The following is a 14289-nucleotide window of genomic DNA, read 5'->3' on the forward strand; positions in this document are numbered from 1 at the left end:
AATCAGGGTTTCTCTTTCAGCAGGCCATCGACGAAGTCGAAGAGGCCGGGGCGGCGGTCCCGGCGCAGCCGCTCGGCCTTGACGATCGCGCGGACGTTATCGAAGGCGCGATCGAGATCGTCATTGACGATGACGTAGTCGTAGGTGCGCCACTGCTCGATTTCCGTGGCGGCATTGGTCAGGCGCTTCTGGATCGTCGCTTCGTCGTCTTCGGCCCTGCGGTGCAGGCGCGCTTTCAGTTCCGCCATCGTCGGCGGGAGCACGAAGATCGAGACCACATCGGCGCGCATCTTCTCGGCAAGCTGGTGCGCACCCTGCCAGTCGATATCGAACAGAATGTCACGGCCATCGGCCATGGCCTGCTCGACCGGGTCGCGTGGCGAGCCGTAATAATTGCCGTGCACCTCCGCCCATTCCAGGAGGTCGTCATTGTCACGCATCCGCTCGAAGTCGCGCGGTGTGATGAAGTGATAATGGACACCGTCGATCTCGCTTGCGCGCCGGGCGCGCGTCGTCACGCTGACAGAAAGTTCCAGCCCCCCATCCGTTTCGAGCAGATTGCGCGCGATGGTGGACTTGCCCGCGCCCGACGGCGAGGACAGGACCAGCATGAGACCGCGCCGCCGGATCGAGGCGGAAGGCGGTCGTTTGTCTCCGGCGTCGGTCATGATTTTCTTCTCACTGCAAATTCTGAACCTGTTCGCGAAACTGGTCGATGACCGCTTTCAGATCGAGGCCGATGGCCGTCAAGGCGGCGGACGACGATTTCGAGCAGATCGTGTTGGTTTCGCGATTGAATTCCTGGGCAAGGAAGTCGAGCTTGCGACCGATCGGGCCGCCTTCGGCCAGCATGCGCTGCGCTGACGTCGCATGCGCACGCAATCGATCCAGTTCCTCGCGGATGTCGGCCTTGGTCGCCAGAAGCGCCGCCTCGGCGTGCAGGCGTGCCTCGTCGAAGCCGGAGCCGTCCAGAAGCGCGCTGACCTGTTCCTTGAGCCGCTCCCGGATCGCTTCGGGCCGGCTGCCGGGATCCGCTTCCGCGCGATCGGTGAGATCGGAGATCGTCGCGACATGGCCAGAGAGAATGGAGCGCAAGACTTCGCCCTCGCCGACCCGTGCGATCACAAGCGCGTCGAGCGCTTCGTTGAGCGCGTCGAGGCAATGCTGCTCAGCGATCTCGGGATCGAGGTTCACTTCGGTGTCGTCGGACAGTACCACGCCGCGCAGCGACAGGAGGCCATCGGCTGTCGGCGGCGCGATCGCGCATTCGTCCGCCAGCTTCCTTGCGGTTTCCGCGATCAAGCGAAAGCGCTCTTCGTCAACGGGCGTGACGACTCCGCCGGACACCGGTTTGGCGGAGAGGAAAACCTGCACGCTGCCGCGCGCGACGCGCTCGGAGACACGTTTCTTGATCGCCGATTCCAGCCTTTCCAGGCCGGATGGCAAGCGCAGGCGGATATCGAGACCCTTGTTGTTGACGGAGCGGATATCGCACGCCGCCTCGACGCCATCGGCACGGCGCACGGCGCTGGCGAAACCGGTCATGCTCTGCACTTCGGTCATTGTTCGCTCCACGCCGCAATCGAACGCGCGCGCCGCAGACCGGTCATCAGTTCCCGGCCGGCTGGCTTTCGCCGTTCGCTGCCGCTTCCTCCGCAGCCTTCGCTGCCTCTGCCGCGCGCTGACGTTCGATCTCGCGCCAGCGGCGCACATTGGCGTTGTGCTCGGCCAGCGTCTTGGCGAAGACGTGCCCGCCGGTTCCATCGGCGACGAAATAGAGATCGTCGGTCACCGACGGGTTGGCGACGGCTTCGAGGGCGGCGCGGCCCGGGATCGCGATCGGGCCGGGCGGCAGGCCGACGATCTGGTAGGTGTTGTAGGGCGTCGGCTTGTCGATATCGGACCGATAGATCGGGCGATCGGACGGTTTGCCCTCGCCGCCGAACAGGCCGTAGATGATCGTCGGATCGGACTGCAGTTTCATGCCCTTGCGCAGACGGTTGATGAAGACTCCGGCGACACGCGAGCGTTCGTTCGGGACCGCGGTCTCCTTCTCGACGATGGAGGCCAAGGTGACGAACTCGTTGATGTCTTCGATCGGAAGATCGGCGCGCCGGTTCGCCCATGTCTCCTCGATGATCGCGCGCTGCTGCGCTTCCATCGTGCGGATCAGTTCGGCGCGTGTCGTGCCGCGAGAAAACTTTTGCGTGTCGGCGACAAGCATGCCCTCTTCCGGCAAGGTTTCCGGCATCTCGCCCGTCAGAAGCTCGTTTTCCGCGACGCGATCGAGCGCCTGTGCGACGGTCATGCCCTCGACCACGGTCAGAGGATGAAGGATCGCCCTGCCCGACACGAGGATATCCATGATTTCCTTCATGGAGGCATTCGCCTTGAACTCGTACTCGCCGGCCTTGAAATCGGACTCGTGACCGTAGACGCGGACGCCCGCCTCGAAGATGCGCGCGTTGGAAATGATGTTGCGGCTCTCGAGGCTCGACGCGATCTGCCCGAGGCTGGCACCGGGACGCACGGCGTGGGTGACGGCGAGCGAGCTCGGTCCGGCTTCCTCGAAACGCACTTTGCCATAATACAGCGCGCCGCCGATGGCGATCATGCCAACGACGACCAGAGTGATGAGGAAGTTGAAGAAAACGACGACCTGGCTGCGAGCCTGACGGGCTCGGCTGGGCGGACCTACGGCCGGTTCGGGGCGAAGCGCCTGTTTCGGCGATTGCAGGATAATGCGTTCGTCGCGCGTATCGCGAAAGCCGCCCGGCTGACTTCCATCCATCGGCCTGCGCCCAAATTGCTGATCGGTGCTCACGTCGAAACCCTATGCTGATCGCCGATTTTCACAGCGTAATCGTGTCGATACAAGTGTCCGGGCCGCGTCAGACGTATCTATCCATATGATTCATTACGCGCCGGAAGCCGGTACCGTGTAGAAATGAATATGGCGAAACCTTGCTGTGCGGTCACGCCTGATAGCGGCGCAGGACCAGCGAGGCATTGGTTCCGCCGAAACCGAACGAGTTCGACAGCGCCACATTGATCTCGCGCTCACGCTTGACGTGCGGCACGAGGTCTATCGCTGTCTCGACGTCCGGATTGTCGAGATTGAGCGTCGGCGGCGCGACATTGTCGCGGATCGCGAGCATGCAGAAGATCGCTTCGACGGCACCGGCCGCGCCGAGCAGGTGGCCGATCGACGACTTGGTCGATGACATGGAAACCTTCGAGGCCGAATTTCCGACGACCCGTTCGACGGCGCCGAGCTCGATCGTATCGGCCATCGTCGAAGTGCCGTGCGCGTTGATGTAATCGACGTCGGCCGCCTCGATGCCGGCGCGCTTGAGGGCGGAGCGCATGCAGCGTTCGGCGCCCTCGCCGTCCTCGGACGGCGCCGTGATGTGATAGGCATCGCCGGACAGGCCGTAGCCGATCACTTCGGCATAGATCTTCGCGCCACGCGCCTTGGCGTGTTCGAGTTCCTCAAGAACGACGATACCGGAGCCCTCGCCCATGACGAAACCGTCGCGGTCGCGGTCATAGGGCCGCGAAGCGGCGGTCGGATCATCGTTGCGGTCGGTCGAAAGCGCCTTGCAGGCCGCGAAGCCGGCCAGCGAAATGCGGCTGATCGGCGATTCCGTGCCGCCGGCGACCATCACGTCGGCGTCGCCCAGGGCGATCAGACGGCTGGCATCGCCGATGGCGTGCGCACCGGTCGAGCAGGCGGTGACGACCGAGTGGTTCGGACCGCGAAGCTTGTGGCGAATGGATACCTGGCCGCCGGCCAGATTGATCAGGCGGCCCGGAATAAAGAATGGAGAAACACGGCGAGGCCCGCGGTCGCGCAGCGTGTAGCCCGCCTCCACGATTCCCTCGATACCGCCGATGCCCGATCCGACAAGCACGCCCGTCGCGATCTGATCCTCGTCGGTCTCGGGATGCCAATCGGCATCGGCGAGCGCCTGATCGGCCGCAGCCATCGCGTAGAGAATGAAGGGATCGACCTTGCGCTGTTCCTTCGGCTCCATCCAGTCGTCAGCATTGAACGTGCCATCGGAGCCGTCGCCAACCGGAATGCGGCAGGCGATTTGAGCGGGCAGATCACTCACATCAAACTCGGTTACTCGACCGGCGCCACTCTGGCCGTCGAGAATTCGTGTCCATGTGTGATCGACATTTCCGCCCAATGGCGAAACCATGCCGATGCCGGTAACGACAACGCGCCGCATATTCATCGCACTACACCTGAAAACGCCGGCGGATCTGCCGCCGGCGTGGGTAAGCTACAACGCCGATCAGGCGTTGGCTTTTTCAATGAACTTCACGGCGTCGCCGACCGTCAGGATGGTCTCGGCCGCATCGTCGGGGATTTCGACGCCGAATTCTTCTTCGAAAGCCATCACGAGTTCGACGGTGTCGAGGCTGTCCGCGCCGAGATCGTCGATAAAGCTCGCGCTTTCGGTTACTTTCTCGGCATCGACGCCCAGATGTTCAACAACGATCTTTTTGACCCGTTCTGCGATGTCGCTCATGTCGGTTCCCTCGACTTTGGAGTTTTCAGATTGTGGTTATCTTCAAGGTTCGGGCTAATCAAGTCGCAACAGGCAGTTTGAGACAACTTTGTTAGCCCGAGGAAAGGGCAAAACGCCCTTAAATCATTGCCATTCCGCCATTCACATGGACAGTCTGACCGGTGACGTAGGCGGCTTCCTCAGCCGCAAGGAACGCAACGGAAGCAGCCACTTCCGGGCCAGTTCCCATGCGTTTCATCGGAATCGCACCCATGATCGCGTCTTTCTGCTTGTCGTTGAGCTTGTCGGTCATCGCGCTTTCGATGAAGCCCGGAGCAACGCAGTTCACGGTGATATTGCGCGAGGCGACTTCCTGCGCGAGCGACTTTGAAAATCCGATCATGCCCGCTTTGGAGGCGCAGTAATTGGCCTGGCCGGGATTGCCGGTGACGCCGACGACAGAGGTGATGTTGACGATGCGGCCGTAACGGCGACGCATCATCGGATGGGTGAGTTGGCGGGTCAGCCGGAAGACCGAGGTCAGGTTGACCTCGAGCACGGCGTCCCAGTCATCGTCCGACATGCGCACGAACAACCCGTCGCGGGTGATACCAGCATTGTTGATCAGGATGTCCACACCCTCGAGGGTTTCCTCGGCGGTTTCGCCGAGCGCCTTGACGGCGTCACGATCCGTCAGGTCGGCGGGAAAGACGTGCACGCGGTCGCCGAGATCGCCGGCAAGCGCATCGAGCTTCTCGCGGCGCGTTCCGTGCAGCCCGACAATCGCGCCCTGGGCGTGCAGCGTGCGGGCAATCGCCTCGCCGATGCCGCCGGATGCGCCCGTCACCAGGGCCTTGCGGCCGGTCAGTTCAAACATATCGTCGTCCTTCCGCTTTCGGGTCAGGCGTTCGTCTGGAGGAACGCTTCTATATCGGCGGGGGTGTTTATGGCAACGCCGGCAAGCGACCTGTCGATACGGCGCGCCAGACCGGTCAGCACCTTGCCGGAGCCGGCTTCAGCCAGTGTCGCAACGCCGTTTCCCGCGAACCATTCGATCGTTTCGCGCCAGCGCACCTGCCCGGTCACCTGCTCGACCAGCCGGTCGGCGATGGCCGCGGGTTCGGTCGCCGGGGCGACAGTTACATTGGCGACAACCGGCACCGAGGGGACGTTGATCGTCACGTTCGACAGCGCCTCGCGCATGGCATCTGCGGCCGGCGCCATCAGGGCCGAATGGAACGGCGCGGAGACGGGCAGCATCAGGGCGCGCTTGGCGCCCTTGTCGGACGCGAGCGCGGCAGCCCGCTCCACGGCGGCCTTCGCGCCGGATATCACGAGCTGGCCGCCGCCATTGTCATTGGCGATCTGGCAGACGCCGCCGGTTTCACCCGCTGCCGCTTCGCAAACGAATTCCACATCATCGACTTCGAGGCCGATGATCGCGGCCATCGCGCCCTCGCCGACCGGAACGGCGGCCTGCATGGCATTGCCGCGAACGCGCAGAAGGCGCGCCGTGTCGGCGAGCGAAAACGTGCCCGCCGCGCAATGGGCGGAATATTCGCCGAGGGAATGGCCGGCGACATAGGCCGCCTTTTCCGCAAGCGTGTAGCCATTCGCCTCAAGCACCCGCACGACCGCCACCGAAACCGCCATCAGCGCCGGCTGCGCGTTCGCCGTCAGGGTGAGCTTGTCTTCCGGGCCGTCCCACATCGTGGCTGTGAGTTTCTCGCCGAGTGCCTCGTCGACCTCCGCGAACACGTCGCGGGCTTCCGAAAAACTGTCGGCGAGCTCCTTGCCCATGCCAACGGCCTGGCTGCCCTGTCCGGGGAAGGTGAATGCGATGGTCATGTGCGGCCTCGTTTCGAAATTCGCGCCGGTTTGGTGAATACGCCTCGCCGTGTCAAGACCGGGATATGGTGGTCGCGGCATTGCGATTGCAAGGGAGCCCCGCGAGCGTATCATGCCGGACCGGTCCGGCGCGGGAGGAATTCTTGGACTCTTCATACGATGTCATCGTTGTCGGCGCGGGCCTTGCCGGCCTTGCCGCGGCCGCGGAACTGAGCGATCGCGGCAAGCGCGTCCTGATCCTCGACCAGGAGGGCGAACAGTCGCTCGGCGGGCAGGCTTTCTGGTCGCTTGGCGGCCTCTTCATGATCGACACGCCGGAACAGAGGCGCATGCAGATTCGCGACAGTCTCGATCTCGCGACCATCGACTGGATGGGGTCCGCCGGTTTCGACCGGCCGGAAGACCACTGGCCGAAAAAGTGGGCGCAAGCCTATCTCGATTTCGCCGCCGGCGAGATGCGGCCCTGGCTGCATGCGATGGGAATGCGGTGGTTTCCGGTGGTCGGGTGGGCCGAGCGTGGCGGCGCGTTCGCCGACGAGCACGGCAATTCCGTCCCGCGCTTTCATATTACATGGGGTACCGGCCCGGGCACGCTGGCGCCTTTCATCCGGCGGGTCAGGGAACACGAGGCCGCGGGTCTCGTCGCCTTCGCCTTCCGGCATCGCGTCAACGCAATCGAGACGACAGACGGCGCGGTAACCGGCGTCTCCGGGGACGTCCTCTCACCAACGGATGTCGAGCGCGGCAAGGAATCAAGCCGCGATGTCAGCGGCGATTTCCGTTTCACAGCTGCCAATGTGATCGTGACGACCGGCGGGATCGGCGGGGATTTCGAGGCCGTGCGCGAGGCGTGGCCGCGCGACCGACTTGGCGAACCGCCCGATCAGATGGTCTGCGGTGTGCCCGCCCATGTCGACGGGCGCGGCATCGCCATTGCCCGGGCGGCGGGCGGCGCGACTATCAACGAGGACCGGATGTGGCACTACACGGAGGGCCTGCGCAACTGGAACCCGATCTGGCCGAATCACGGCATCCGCATCCTGCCAGGCCCTTCCTCCATGTGGTTCGACGCCACGGGCAACCGCCTGCCCGCGCCGTGCCTGCCCGGCTTCGACACGCTGGCGACCCTGAAACATCTACGCAGCACCGGCCACGATCATTCATGGTTCATCCTGACCCAGAAGGTGATCGAGAAGGAATTCGCGCTGTCCGGGTCGGAGCAGAATCCCGATCTGACCTCCGGCAAGTGGGCGGCCGTATTGAAATCGCGGCTCGGCAAGGGAGCAACAGAAGCCGTCGAGGCCTTCAAGGAGCATGGCGAGGACTTCATTGTCCGCGACAATCTGGAGGAACTTGTTGCAGGCATGAACCAGCTTTCCGGCGCGCACCTGATCGATCCGGCGGCGATCCGGGCGCAGATCGAGGCGCGGGACGCGCAGATCGCGAACCCCTATTCGAAAGATGCGCAGATGACCGCGATCAACGGCGCGCGCAACTATCTCGGCGACAAGCTGATCCGAACCGCGAAACCGCATCGCTTCCTCGACCCCGCCAACGGCCCGCTGATCGCCGTGCGGCTGCATATTTTGACCCGCAAGACGCTGGGCGGACTGCACACCGATCTTTCCTCGCGCGTCTTTGGACCGAATGGCGAGCCGGTGCGGGGGCTTTATGCGGCCGGCGAAGCCGCCGGTTTCGGCGGCGGTGGTTATCACGGCTACAATGCGCTGGAAGGCACGTTTCTCGGCGGCTGTATCTTTTCGGGCCGCGCCGCCGGGCGGGCCGCGGGGTAAAAGGAGAAAATTTCATCTCCCGCTCCATCGGGACTTGAAATTGTCGTGAGGCAGGCGGAAATCTATCGACGCACAGCCCCGCGTGGTGGCTCTTTCGAGTATCAGACATGTCGCAACAGACCGCGATCACCCCTTCCCGTTCCCGGGACATTTCCCAATCCGACCCCCTCATGCCGCTTTCCCTGCCGATCCTGATCGGAATCACGGGGATGGTCCTCTTCGTCGTCTCGCAGATGCTGGTCGTCACGGGCCTCGCCATCTGGGCGATCGGTGGCTATTTCCACCTGCACCTCATCGGATTTTCCATCCTGATCGCGCTTGCCTCCATTCCGGTTGGCCTGGCGAGCTGGAAAGTCCTGATCATGGCGATTGCGGCGGAACGGGATCCCGCGAACAACTAGGGCTGCCGCGAGGCTTGCGCTTCGGGACGAATTCTGTATAAGCGCCCAATCTGCCGGTCAGCTGGGGGCTGAACGGAGGATGGCTTGTTGCCATAGTCGGGCCTGAAGGTCCGCGCCTCCGGTGTCTCCGCTCTCGACCCGTCAAGTTCGAAGCGCCTTTCTCTCCCTCTTCAAGAGGTCCGGGACAGTCGCAGAGGCTTAGCCGCTGACCAGCCGATGAAAGAGAAACGAAAGGCAAGAAACAATGGCTTATTACGAGCACGTGTTCCTTGCACGTCAGGACATCTCGTCCCAGCAGGCTGAAGAGCTTGTTGCGCATTTCAAGGGTATCCTCGAAGAGCGCGGCGGCAAGGTTGGCAAGGTGGAAAGCTGGGGGCTCAAGTCGCTCCAGTTCCGCATCAACAAGAACCGCAAGGCGCATTTCGCGCTGATGAACATCGACGCACCGGCAGACGCCGTGCAGGAGATGGAGCGCCAGATGCGCATCCACGAAGATGTTCTGCGCTACATGACCATCCGCGTCGACGAACTCGATGACGGCCCGTCGGCCATGATGAAGCGCAACGACCGTGACGACCGTGGCCCGCGCCGCGATCGCGACGATCGTGGCCCGCGTCGCGACCGTGACGATCGTCCGCCGCGTGACGACCGCCCTTCGCGCGAAGACCGTAACGAAAACCGTGGGAGCGCCAACTGATGGTCGACATCAACCAGATCCCGACCCGCCGTCCGTTCCACCGCCGCCGCAAGACCTGCCCGTTCTCCGGCGCCAATGCTCCGGTGATCGACTACAAGGACGTTCGCCTCCTGCAGCGCTACATTTCCGAGCGCGGCAAGATCGTTCCGTCCCGCATCACGGCGGTCAGCCAGAAGAAGCAGCGCGAACTGGCCAAGGCCATCAAGCGCGCCCGTTTCCTGGGCCTTCTCCCCTACGTGGTGAAGTAATTTTTCGAGGCCGGGGCGTTCGCGCCCCGGCTTTCGACCGCACGTCCGCAACCGGGTACGGACGTGACACGAAAATCCCGAGTTGGGGCCAAGACGCCTCTAACTGCTGAAGCGGCAGGACAGCGACCAGATGAACCAGACGCAGACATTGCAGATTTATGGCATTGGCGCGCTTGCCGGCGCGACAACGGCCCTTCTGTGTCTCGGTATGGCCAGCGGTTCGATGCTCGCCGTCATCATGTTCTTCATTTCTCCAGTCCCGCTGATGGTCGCGGGCCTCGGCTTCGGGCTGAAGGCCGCGCTGACCGGCGCATTGTTCGCCGTCGGGGGCACGTTCCTGTTCGCAAACGGCCTCGTCGCGGCACTTGTCGCGCTCGCGATCGCCGGACCGGCCTGCGCGACCGGCTACTGGCTCAACATGGCCCGGCCCGCGGAAGAGATCGGCGGACCGTCCGGACAACTCGCCTGGTATCCCCTTGCCGACGTCCTGTTCGCGAATGCCCTGTTTACAGGTCTCGCCTATGTGGTGCTCGGCGCGCTGATCGGTTTCGGACCGGACCTTGCCCGGGAACTGGCCGCGGAACTGATCGCGCGGTTTCGGGAAACCAATCCGGAACTCGTCTTCTCGCCCGAGGGCGAGGCCAGCCTGCGCGACTTCCTTCTGACGATCGTCCCCATTGCCCAGCCCTTCTTCTGGATGTTGACCCTGACGCTGTCGATCCGCATCGCGACGGCGATCGCGCGGCGCTCCGGTCTGATGAAGCGCCCGCAGGAGGACTGGCCGCTTGCGCTGCGCATGCCTCGCACGGCGACCTTCGCCTTCCTGGTTGCCGTTCTGATCAGCCTCGTACCCGGCGGCCTGGGTCTGGCCGGCAGCAGTATCGCCGGCGCGCTCGGCGCGGGCTTCACAATGGCCGGTCTCGCCGTCGTGCACGCCCGCACCCGCGGAATGAGCGGCCGCTTCGTGATCCTGCTGCTGGCTTATCTCAGCATCGTGCTGATCGGTTTTACCGTTCTCGCCTTTTTCGTCATCGGCATCTTCGGCGCGGGCCGGCATATCGCGCTGTCGAAGCCGGCCCCACCCAATCCAACACCCAAATCCTAGACACCGAAAGGAACCACAACCATGCAAGTCATTCTGCTTGAACGCATCGCCAAGCTCGGCCAGATCGGCGACGAAGTCGCCGTCAAGGACGGTTTCGCGCGCAACTACCTGCTTCCGACCGGACGTGCCCTGCGCGCCAATGCGGCCAACCGTGCCCGTTTCGAAGCCGAGCGCAGCCAGATCGAGGCACGCAACGCCGAGCGCAAGTCCGCCGCCTCGACCATCGCCGAAGGCCTCAATGGCAAGACTGTCACGGTCGTTCGCTCCGCCGGCGAAACCGGTCAGCTTTACGGTTCTGTCTCGACCCGCGACATCGCCGATATCCTCACGAGTGAAGGCTTCCAGGTTTCGCGCAACCAGGTCGACCTGAAGAACCCGATCAAGGCGATCGGCCTGCACGAAGTCGAAATCGTGCTTCACCCGGAAGTCGAGACCAAGGTGACGCTGAACGTCGCCCGCTCCTCCGACGAAGCCGAGCGCCAGGCCGCCGGCGAGGATCTGACCTCGGCCGAAGCGATCTACGGCGTCGATGAAGACGCGCAGCTCGAAACCTTCGACCCGGATGCGGAAGAATTCTTCGAGGAAGGCGCAGAGCCGACCAACGAAGAGGCCGAGGAAGCAGCGGACGAAGAAGACGCTTCCTGATCCCGGCAAGCTGCCGACCATGTCAATTCAAACGGCTCCGGTTTCACGACCGGAGCCGTCTTGACTCACGAGGGCCAAATTTCGTTCAATAACAGTCCTTTCGGACGAACGGCATGTCTACGTCGATACTGAAGCTTTTGCATCGGTTCCTCGACCGGCTCGACCTAAAAGGCTCGCTGCTGGTCACCTTTCCCGATCAGGAGACCCGCCGCTACGGCGACGGGACCGGTGACTCCGTCCATATCGAAATCCGGGAATGGCGTACCCTGTGGCGCATCGCGCTCGCGCCCGATCCTGCAGTCCCGGAAGCCTATATGGACGGCGATCTCGTCTTCCTGGAGGGCGACCCGATCACATTCCTCAAGATCGTGTATTCCGGTCGGACGATGGCGCCCGGCCAGGAAATCCACCCGGTGCTGCCGGCGGACAAGCTGCGCTTTGTGCTGCGACGGGTCCACCAGTTCAATCCGATCGGCCGCGCCCGGGCCAATGTTCAGCACCACTACGACCTTTCGCGCAGTCTCTACGACCTGTTCCTAGACGAGGACCGGCAATATTCCTGCGCCTATTTCGAGAACCCGAACGTCTCGCTTGAAGACGCCCAGATCGCCAAGAAGCGGCATATCGCCGGCAAGCTGTTGCTGGAGCCTGGCATGCAGGTGCTCGATATCGGATCGGGATGGGGCGGACTGGGGCTCACACTGGCGCAGGAGCATGGCGCGCAGGTGCGTGGCGTTACGCTTTCCGACGAGCAGTTCCGGCTCTCGCGCAAACGCGCCAAGGAAGCGGGATTGACGGACCGGGTGCAGTTCGACCTGATCGACTATCGCGAGATCGACGGCCAGTTCGACCGGATCGTCTCGGTCGGCATGTTCGAGCATGTCGGCGTCAATCACTATGGCGAATACTTCAACAAATCGCGCGCGCTGCTCAAGGATGACGGTGTCATGCTTATGCACACGATCGGGCGGACGGGACCGCCCAGCGTGACCTCGGCCTTCATTCGCAAATATATCTTCCCCGGCGGCTATATTCCGGCGCTGTCGGAAATCATGCAGCCGGTCGAAAAATCCGGCCTGCATGTCACGGATGTCGAGGTGCTGACCGACCACTACGCTGAGACGCTGAAGAACTGGCGCGAGCGCTTCATGGCGCGACGCGACGAGGCCGTCGCGCTCTATGACGAGCGATTCGCCCGGATGTGGGAATTCTACCTGGCAGCGTCGGAAGCCGCGTTCCGCTACCAGGACATGGTGGTGTTCCAGGTTCAGTTGGCGAAAAACAAGCTTTCGATACCGCGCACCCGCGACTACATCACCGAATTCGACCATGGCGGCACCGCGAAACAGGGCGAAATACGCGCCGCGGAATGATCCCCAAAAGGGGTTTCGAATCATCTAGAATCGTCAAGCGGAAAAAATAAATATTCCGAGTTTGTGCACCGGCTGTGAATCACGGGCGTGAAGCGCAATGCGTTCCCATCACCCGGGGATCAGAAGCTATAGGTGAGCCCCCAAGGCAGGAGACGCTAATGGCTGACGCAGCCCTTAAATTCGACGACGACACCAATTCGGGCGGCGAGCTGTATCGAGAGGCTCCCAACAATATAGAGGCGGAGCAGGCCCTTCTCGGCGCGATCCTCGTCAACAACGACGCCTTCTACCGGGTTTCCGATTTCCTGAAGCCGGAACATTTCTACGAGCCGTTGCATCGCCAGATCTACGCCGTTGCGGCCGACCAGATTCGCATGGGCAAAATCTCCAATCCGGTGACGATCAAGACCTTCCTGCCGTCCGAGGAGAAACTGGGCGATATCACCGTCTCGCAATATCTCGCTCGCCTTGCCGCCGAAGCCGTCACGATCATCAACGCCGAAGACTATGGACGCGCGATCTACGATCTCGCAACGCGCCGTGCGCTGATCGGCATTGGCGAGGACATGGTCAACATCGCCTTCGACGCGCCGGTGGAAATGGCCCCGCAGCACCAGATCGAGGACGCCGAACGCCGGCTGTTCGAACTGGCGGAGACCGGCCGCTATGACGGCGGGTTCCAGCCCTTCACCGACGCGGTTCGAATCGCCATCGACATGGCCAACGCCGCCTTCCAGCGCGACGGCCACCTGTCCGGCATTTCGACCGGCATCAATGCCCTGGACGCGCGCATGGGCGGGTTGCAGCCATCCGACCTTATCATCCTCGCCGGACGCCCGGGCATGGGCAAGACATCGCTTGCCACCAACATCGCCTTCAACATCGCCAATGCGTTTCACGGCGAGCAGCAGTCCGACGGTTCGGTCAAGGCCGTCGATGGCGGCGTGGTCGGCTTCTACTCGCTGGAAATGTCGTCCGAACAGCTGGCGACGCGTATCATTTCCGAGCAGACCGAAATCTCCTCCTCCAAGATCCGCCGCGGCGAGATCACCGAAAGCGACTTCGAGAAACTGGTCGCCTGCTCCAACATGATGCAGCGCTTGCCCCTCTATATCGACCAGACAGGCGGTATCTCCATCGCCCAGCTCGCTGCACGCGCGCGGCGCCTGAAGCGCCAGCGCGGCCTCGACGTGATGGTGATCGACTACGTTCAGCTGATGACCGGTTCGTCCGCCAAGGCCAGCCAGAACCGCGTGCAGGAAATCACGGAGATCACGACCGGGCTCAAGGCGCTGGCGAAGGAACTCAACGTACCGATCATCGCTCTGTCCCAGCTGTCGCGTCAGGTGGAAAGCCGCGACGACAAGCGACCGCAGCTTTCAGACCTGCGTGAATCGGGGTCCATCGAGCAGGACGCCGACGTCGTGATGTTCGTCTACCGCGAGGAATATTATCTCAAGAACAAGGAACCGAAGCCCGGCACCGAGGAATATGTGGCCTGGGAAGGCGAGTTGGCCGAAGCCATGGGCAAGGCCGAAGTGATTATCGCCAAGCAGCGCCATGGCCCGACGGGCTCCGTGCCGCTCGGCTTCCAGGCCGAATTCACGCGTTTCTCCGACCTTGCTTACGAAGACCGCCTGCCGGAACGGTTCGAGTAGC

General features: G+C 63.0%; 15 protein-coding genes. 8 read left to right on the forward strand and 7 right to left on the reverse strand.

What is annotated here, in order from left to right:
• Nucleotides 1–2 precede the first annotated feature (2 nt).
• The 7 genes from gmk to fabD all read right to left on the reverse strand — a co-directional run bounded on the left by gmk (nt 3) and on the right by fabD (nt 6368).
• On the reverse strand, nt 3–668 hold the full coding sequence (gene gmk / locus LC343_RS09620) for a guanylate kinase (protein WP_223476908.1): 666 nt from the start codon (nt 666–668) through the stop codon (nt 3–5).
• A 10-nt stretch (nt 669–678) separates the two neighbouring features.
• Entirely contained in the window at nt 679–1563 is an 885-nt protein-coding gene (locus tag LC343_RS09625; RefSeq protein WP_223476909.1) for a YicC/YloC family endoribonuclease, read from the reverse strand.
• Nucleotides 1564–1609: 46 nt separating this feature from the next.
• On the reverse strand, nt 1610–2791 hold the full coding sequence (gene mltG, locus LC343_RS09630; protein WP_223476910.1) for an endolytic transglycosylase MltG: 1182 nt from the start codon (nt 2789–2791) through the stop codon (nt 1610–1612).
• Nucleotides 2792–2975: 184 nt separating this feature from the next.
• Complete coding sequence (gene fabF, locus LC343_RS09635) at nt 2976–4238, reverse strand: beta-ketoacyl-ACP synthase II (protein ID WP_223477269.1); 1263 nt, start codon at nt 4236–4238, stop codon at nt 2976–2978.
• Nucleotides 4239–4304: 66 nt separating this feature from the next.
• Nucleotides 4305–4541 carry an acyl carrier protein gene (locus LC343_RS09640; RefSeq protein ID WP_223476911.1) on the reverse strand — a complete coding sequence of 79 codons (237 nt, stop codon included), beginning with the start codon at nt 4539–4541 and terminating at the stop codon, nt 4305–4307.
• Nucleotides 4542–4659: 118 nt separating this feature from the next.
• Nucleotides 4660–5397, reverse strand: a complete 738-nt coding sequence (gene fabG / locus LC343_RS09645; protein ID WP_223476912.1) for a 3-oxoacyl-[acyl-carrier-protein] reductase — start codon at nt 5395–5397, stop codon at nt 4660–4662.
• A 23-nt stretch (nt 5398–5420) separates the two neighbouring features.
• Nucleotides 5421–6368, reverse strand: coding sequence for an ACP S-malonyltransferase (fabD, locus tag LC343_RS09650; protein ID WP_223476913.1), 948 nt, complete (start codon nt 6366–6368; stop codon nt 5421–5423).
• A 143-nt stretch (nt 6369–6511) separates the two neighbouring features.
• Here fabD and LC343_RS09655 point away from each other — a divergent pair, with 143 nt between their 5' ends.
• From LC343_RS09655 to LC343_RS09690, 8 genes are all read left to right on the forward strand, one after another.
• Complete coding sequence (locus LC343_RS09655) at nt 6512–8161, forward strand: FAD-binding dehydrogenase (RefSeq protein ID WP_223476914.1); 1650 nt, start codon at nt 6512–6514, stop codon at nt 8159–8161.
• Between the two features lie 107 nt (nt 8162–8268).
• Nucleotides 8269–8562: a hypothetical protein gene (locus tag LC343_RS09660; RefSeq protein WP_223476915.1), complete on the forward strand. Its 294-nt coding sequence runs from the start codon at nt 8269–8271 to the stop codon at nt 8560–8562.
• Between the two features lie 244 nt (nt 8563–8806).
• Nucleotides 8807–9259, forward strand: a complete 453-nt coding sequence (gene rpsF, locus LC343_RS09665; protein WP_223476916.1) for a 30S ribosomal protein S6 — start codon at nt 8807–8809, stop codon at nt 9257–9259.
• On the forward strand, nt 9259–9507 hold the full coding sequence (rpsR, locus tag LC343_RS09670) for a 30S ribosomal protein S18 (RefSeq protein WP_223476917.1): 249 nt from the start codon (nt 9259–9261) through the stop codon (nt 9505–9507). Before rpsF ends, rpsR begins: the two co-directional genes overlap by 1 nt.
• A 130-nt stretch (nt 9508–9637) precedes the next feature.
• Nucleotides 9638–10612: a DUF2232 domain-containing protein gene (locus LC343_RS09675; RefSeq protein WP_223476918.1), complete on the forward strand. Its 975-nt coding sequence runs from the start codon at nt 9638–9640 to the stop codon at nt 10610–10612.
• A 21-nt stretch (nt 10613–10633) separates the two neighbouring features.
• Nucleotides 10634–11257, forward strand: a complete 624-nt coding sequence (gene rplI / locus LC343_RS09680; protein WP_223476919.1) for a 50S ribosomal protein L9 — start codon at nt 10634–10636, stop codon at nt 11255–11257.
• Nucleotides 11258–11370: 113 nt separating this feature from the next.
• Nucleotides 11371–12630 (forward strand): cyclopropane fatty acid synthase, encoded by a 1260-nt coding sequence (locus LC343_RS09685; RefSeq protein WP_223476920.1) that lies wholly within the window; start codon nt 11371–11373, stop codon nt 12628–12630.
• A 158-nt stretch (nt 12631–12788) separates the two neighbouring features.
• Nucleotides 12789–14288: a replicative DNA helicase gene (locus tag LC343_RS09690; protein WP_223476921.1), complete on the forward strand. Its 1500-nt coding sequence runs from the start codon at nt 12789–12791 to the stop codon at nt 14286–14288.
• Nucleotide 14289: the final 1 nt, after the last annotated feature.

Source organism: Oricola indica (assembly GCF_019966595.1).
Classification (GTDB): Bacteria; Pseudomonadota; Alphaproteobacteria; order Rhizobiales; family Rhizobiaceae; genus Oricola; species Oricola indica.

Excerpts from the sequence above, each read along its gene's own strand:
- gmk (WP_223476908.1), bottom strand. The coding sequence starts at position 668 with ATGACCGACGCCGGAGACAAACGACCGCCTTCCGCCTCGATCCGGCGG.
- LC343_RS09625 (WP_223476909.1), bottom strand. The coding sequence starts at position 1,563 with ATGACCGAAGTGCAGAGCATGACCGGTTTCGCCAGCGCCGTGCGCCGT.
- mltG (WP_223476910.1), bottom strand. The coding sequence starts at position 2,791 with ATGGATGGAAGTCAGCCGGGCGGCTTTCGCGATACGCGCGACGAACGC.
- fabF (WP_223477269.1), bottom strand. The coding sequence starts at position 4,238 with ATGCGGCGCGTTGTCGTTACCGGCATCGGCATGGTTTCGCCATTGGGC.
- LC343_RS09640 (WP_223476911.1), bottom strand. The coding sequence starts at position 4,541 with ATGAGCGACATCGCAGAACGGGTCAAAAAGATCGTTGTTGAACATCTG.
- fabG (WP_223476912.1), bottom strand. The coding sequence starts at position 5,397 with ATGTTTGAACTGACCGGCCGCAAGGCCCTGGTGACGGGCGCATCCGGC.
- fabD (WP_223476913.1), bottom strand. The coding sequence starts at position 6,368 with ATGACCATCGCATTCACCTTCCCCGGACAGGGCAGCCAGGCCGTTGGC.
- LC343_RS09660 (WP_223476915.1), top strand. The coding sequence starts at position 8,269 with ATGTCGCAACAGACCGCGATCACCCCTTCCCGTTCCCGGGACATTTCC.
- rpsF (WP_223476916.1), top strand. The coding sequence starts at position 8,807 with ATGGCTTATTACGAGCACGTGTTCCTTGCACGTCAGGACATCTCGTCC.
- rpsR (WP_223476917.1), top strand. The coding sequence starts at position 9,259 with ATGGTCGACATCAACCAGATCCCGACCCGCCGTCCGTTCCACCGCCGC.
- LC343_RS09675 (WP_223476918.1), top strand. The coding sequence starts at position 9,638 with ATGAACCAGACGCAGACATTGCAGATTTATGGCATTGGCGCGCTTGCC.
- rplI (WP_223476919.1), top strand. The coding sequence starts at position 10,634 with ATGCAAGTCATTCTGCTTGAACGCATCGCCAAGCTCGGCCAGATCGGC.
- LC343_RS09685 (WP_223476920.1), top strand. The coding sequence starts at position 11,371 with ATGTCTACGTCGATACTGAAGCTTTTGCATCGGTTCCTCGACCGGCTC.
- LC343_RS09690 (WP_223476921.1), top strand. The coding sequence starts at position 12,789 with ATGGCTGACGCAGCCCTTAAATTCGACGACGACACCAATTCGGGCGGC.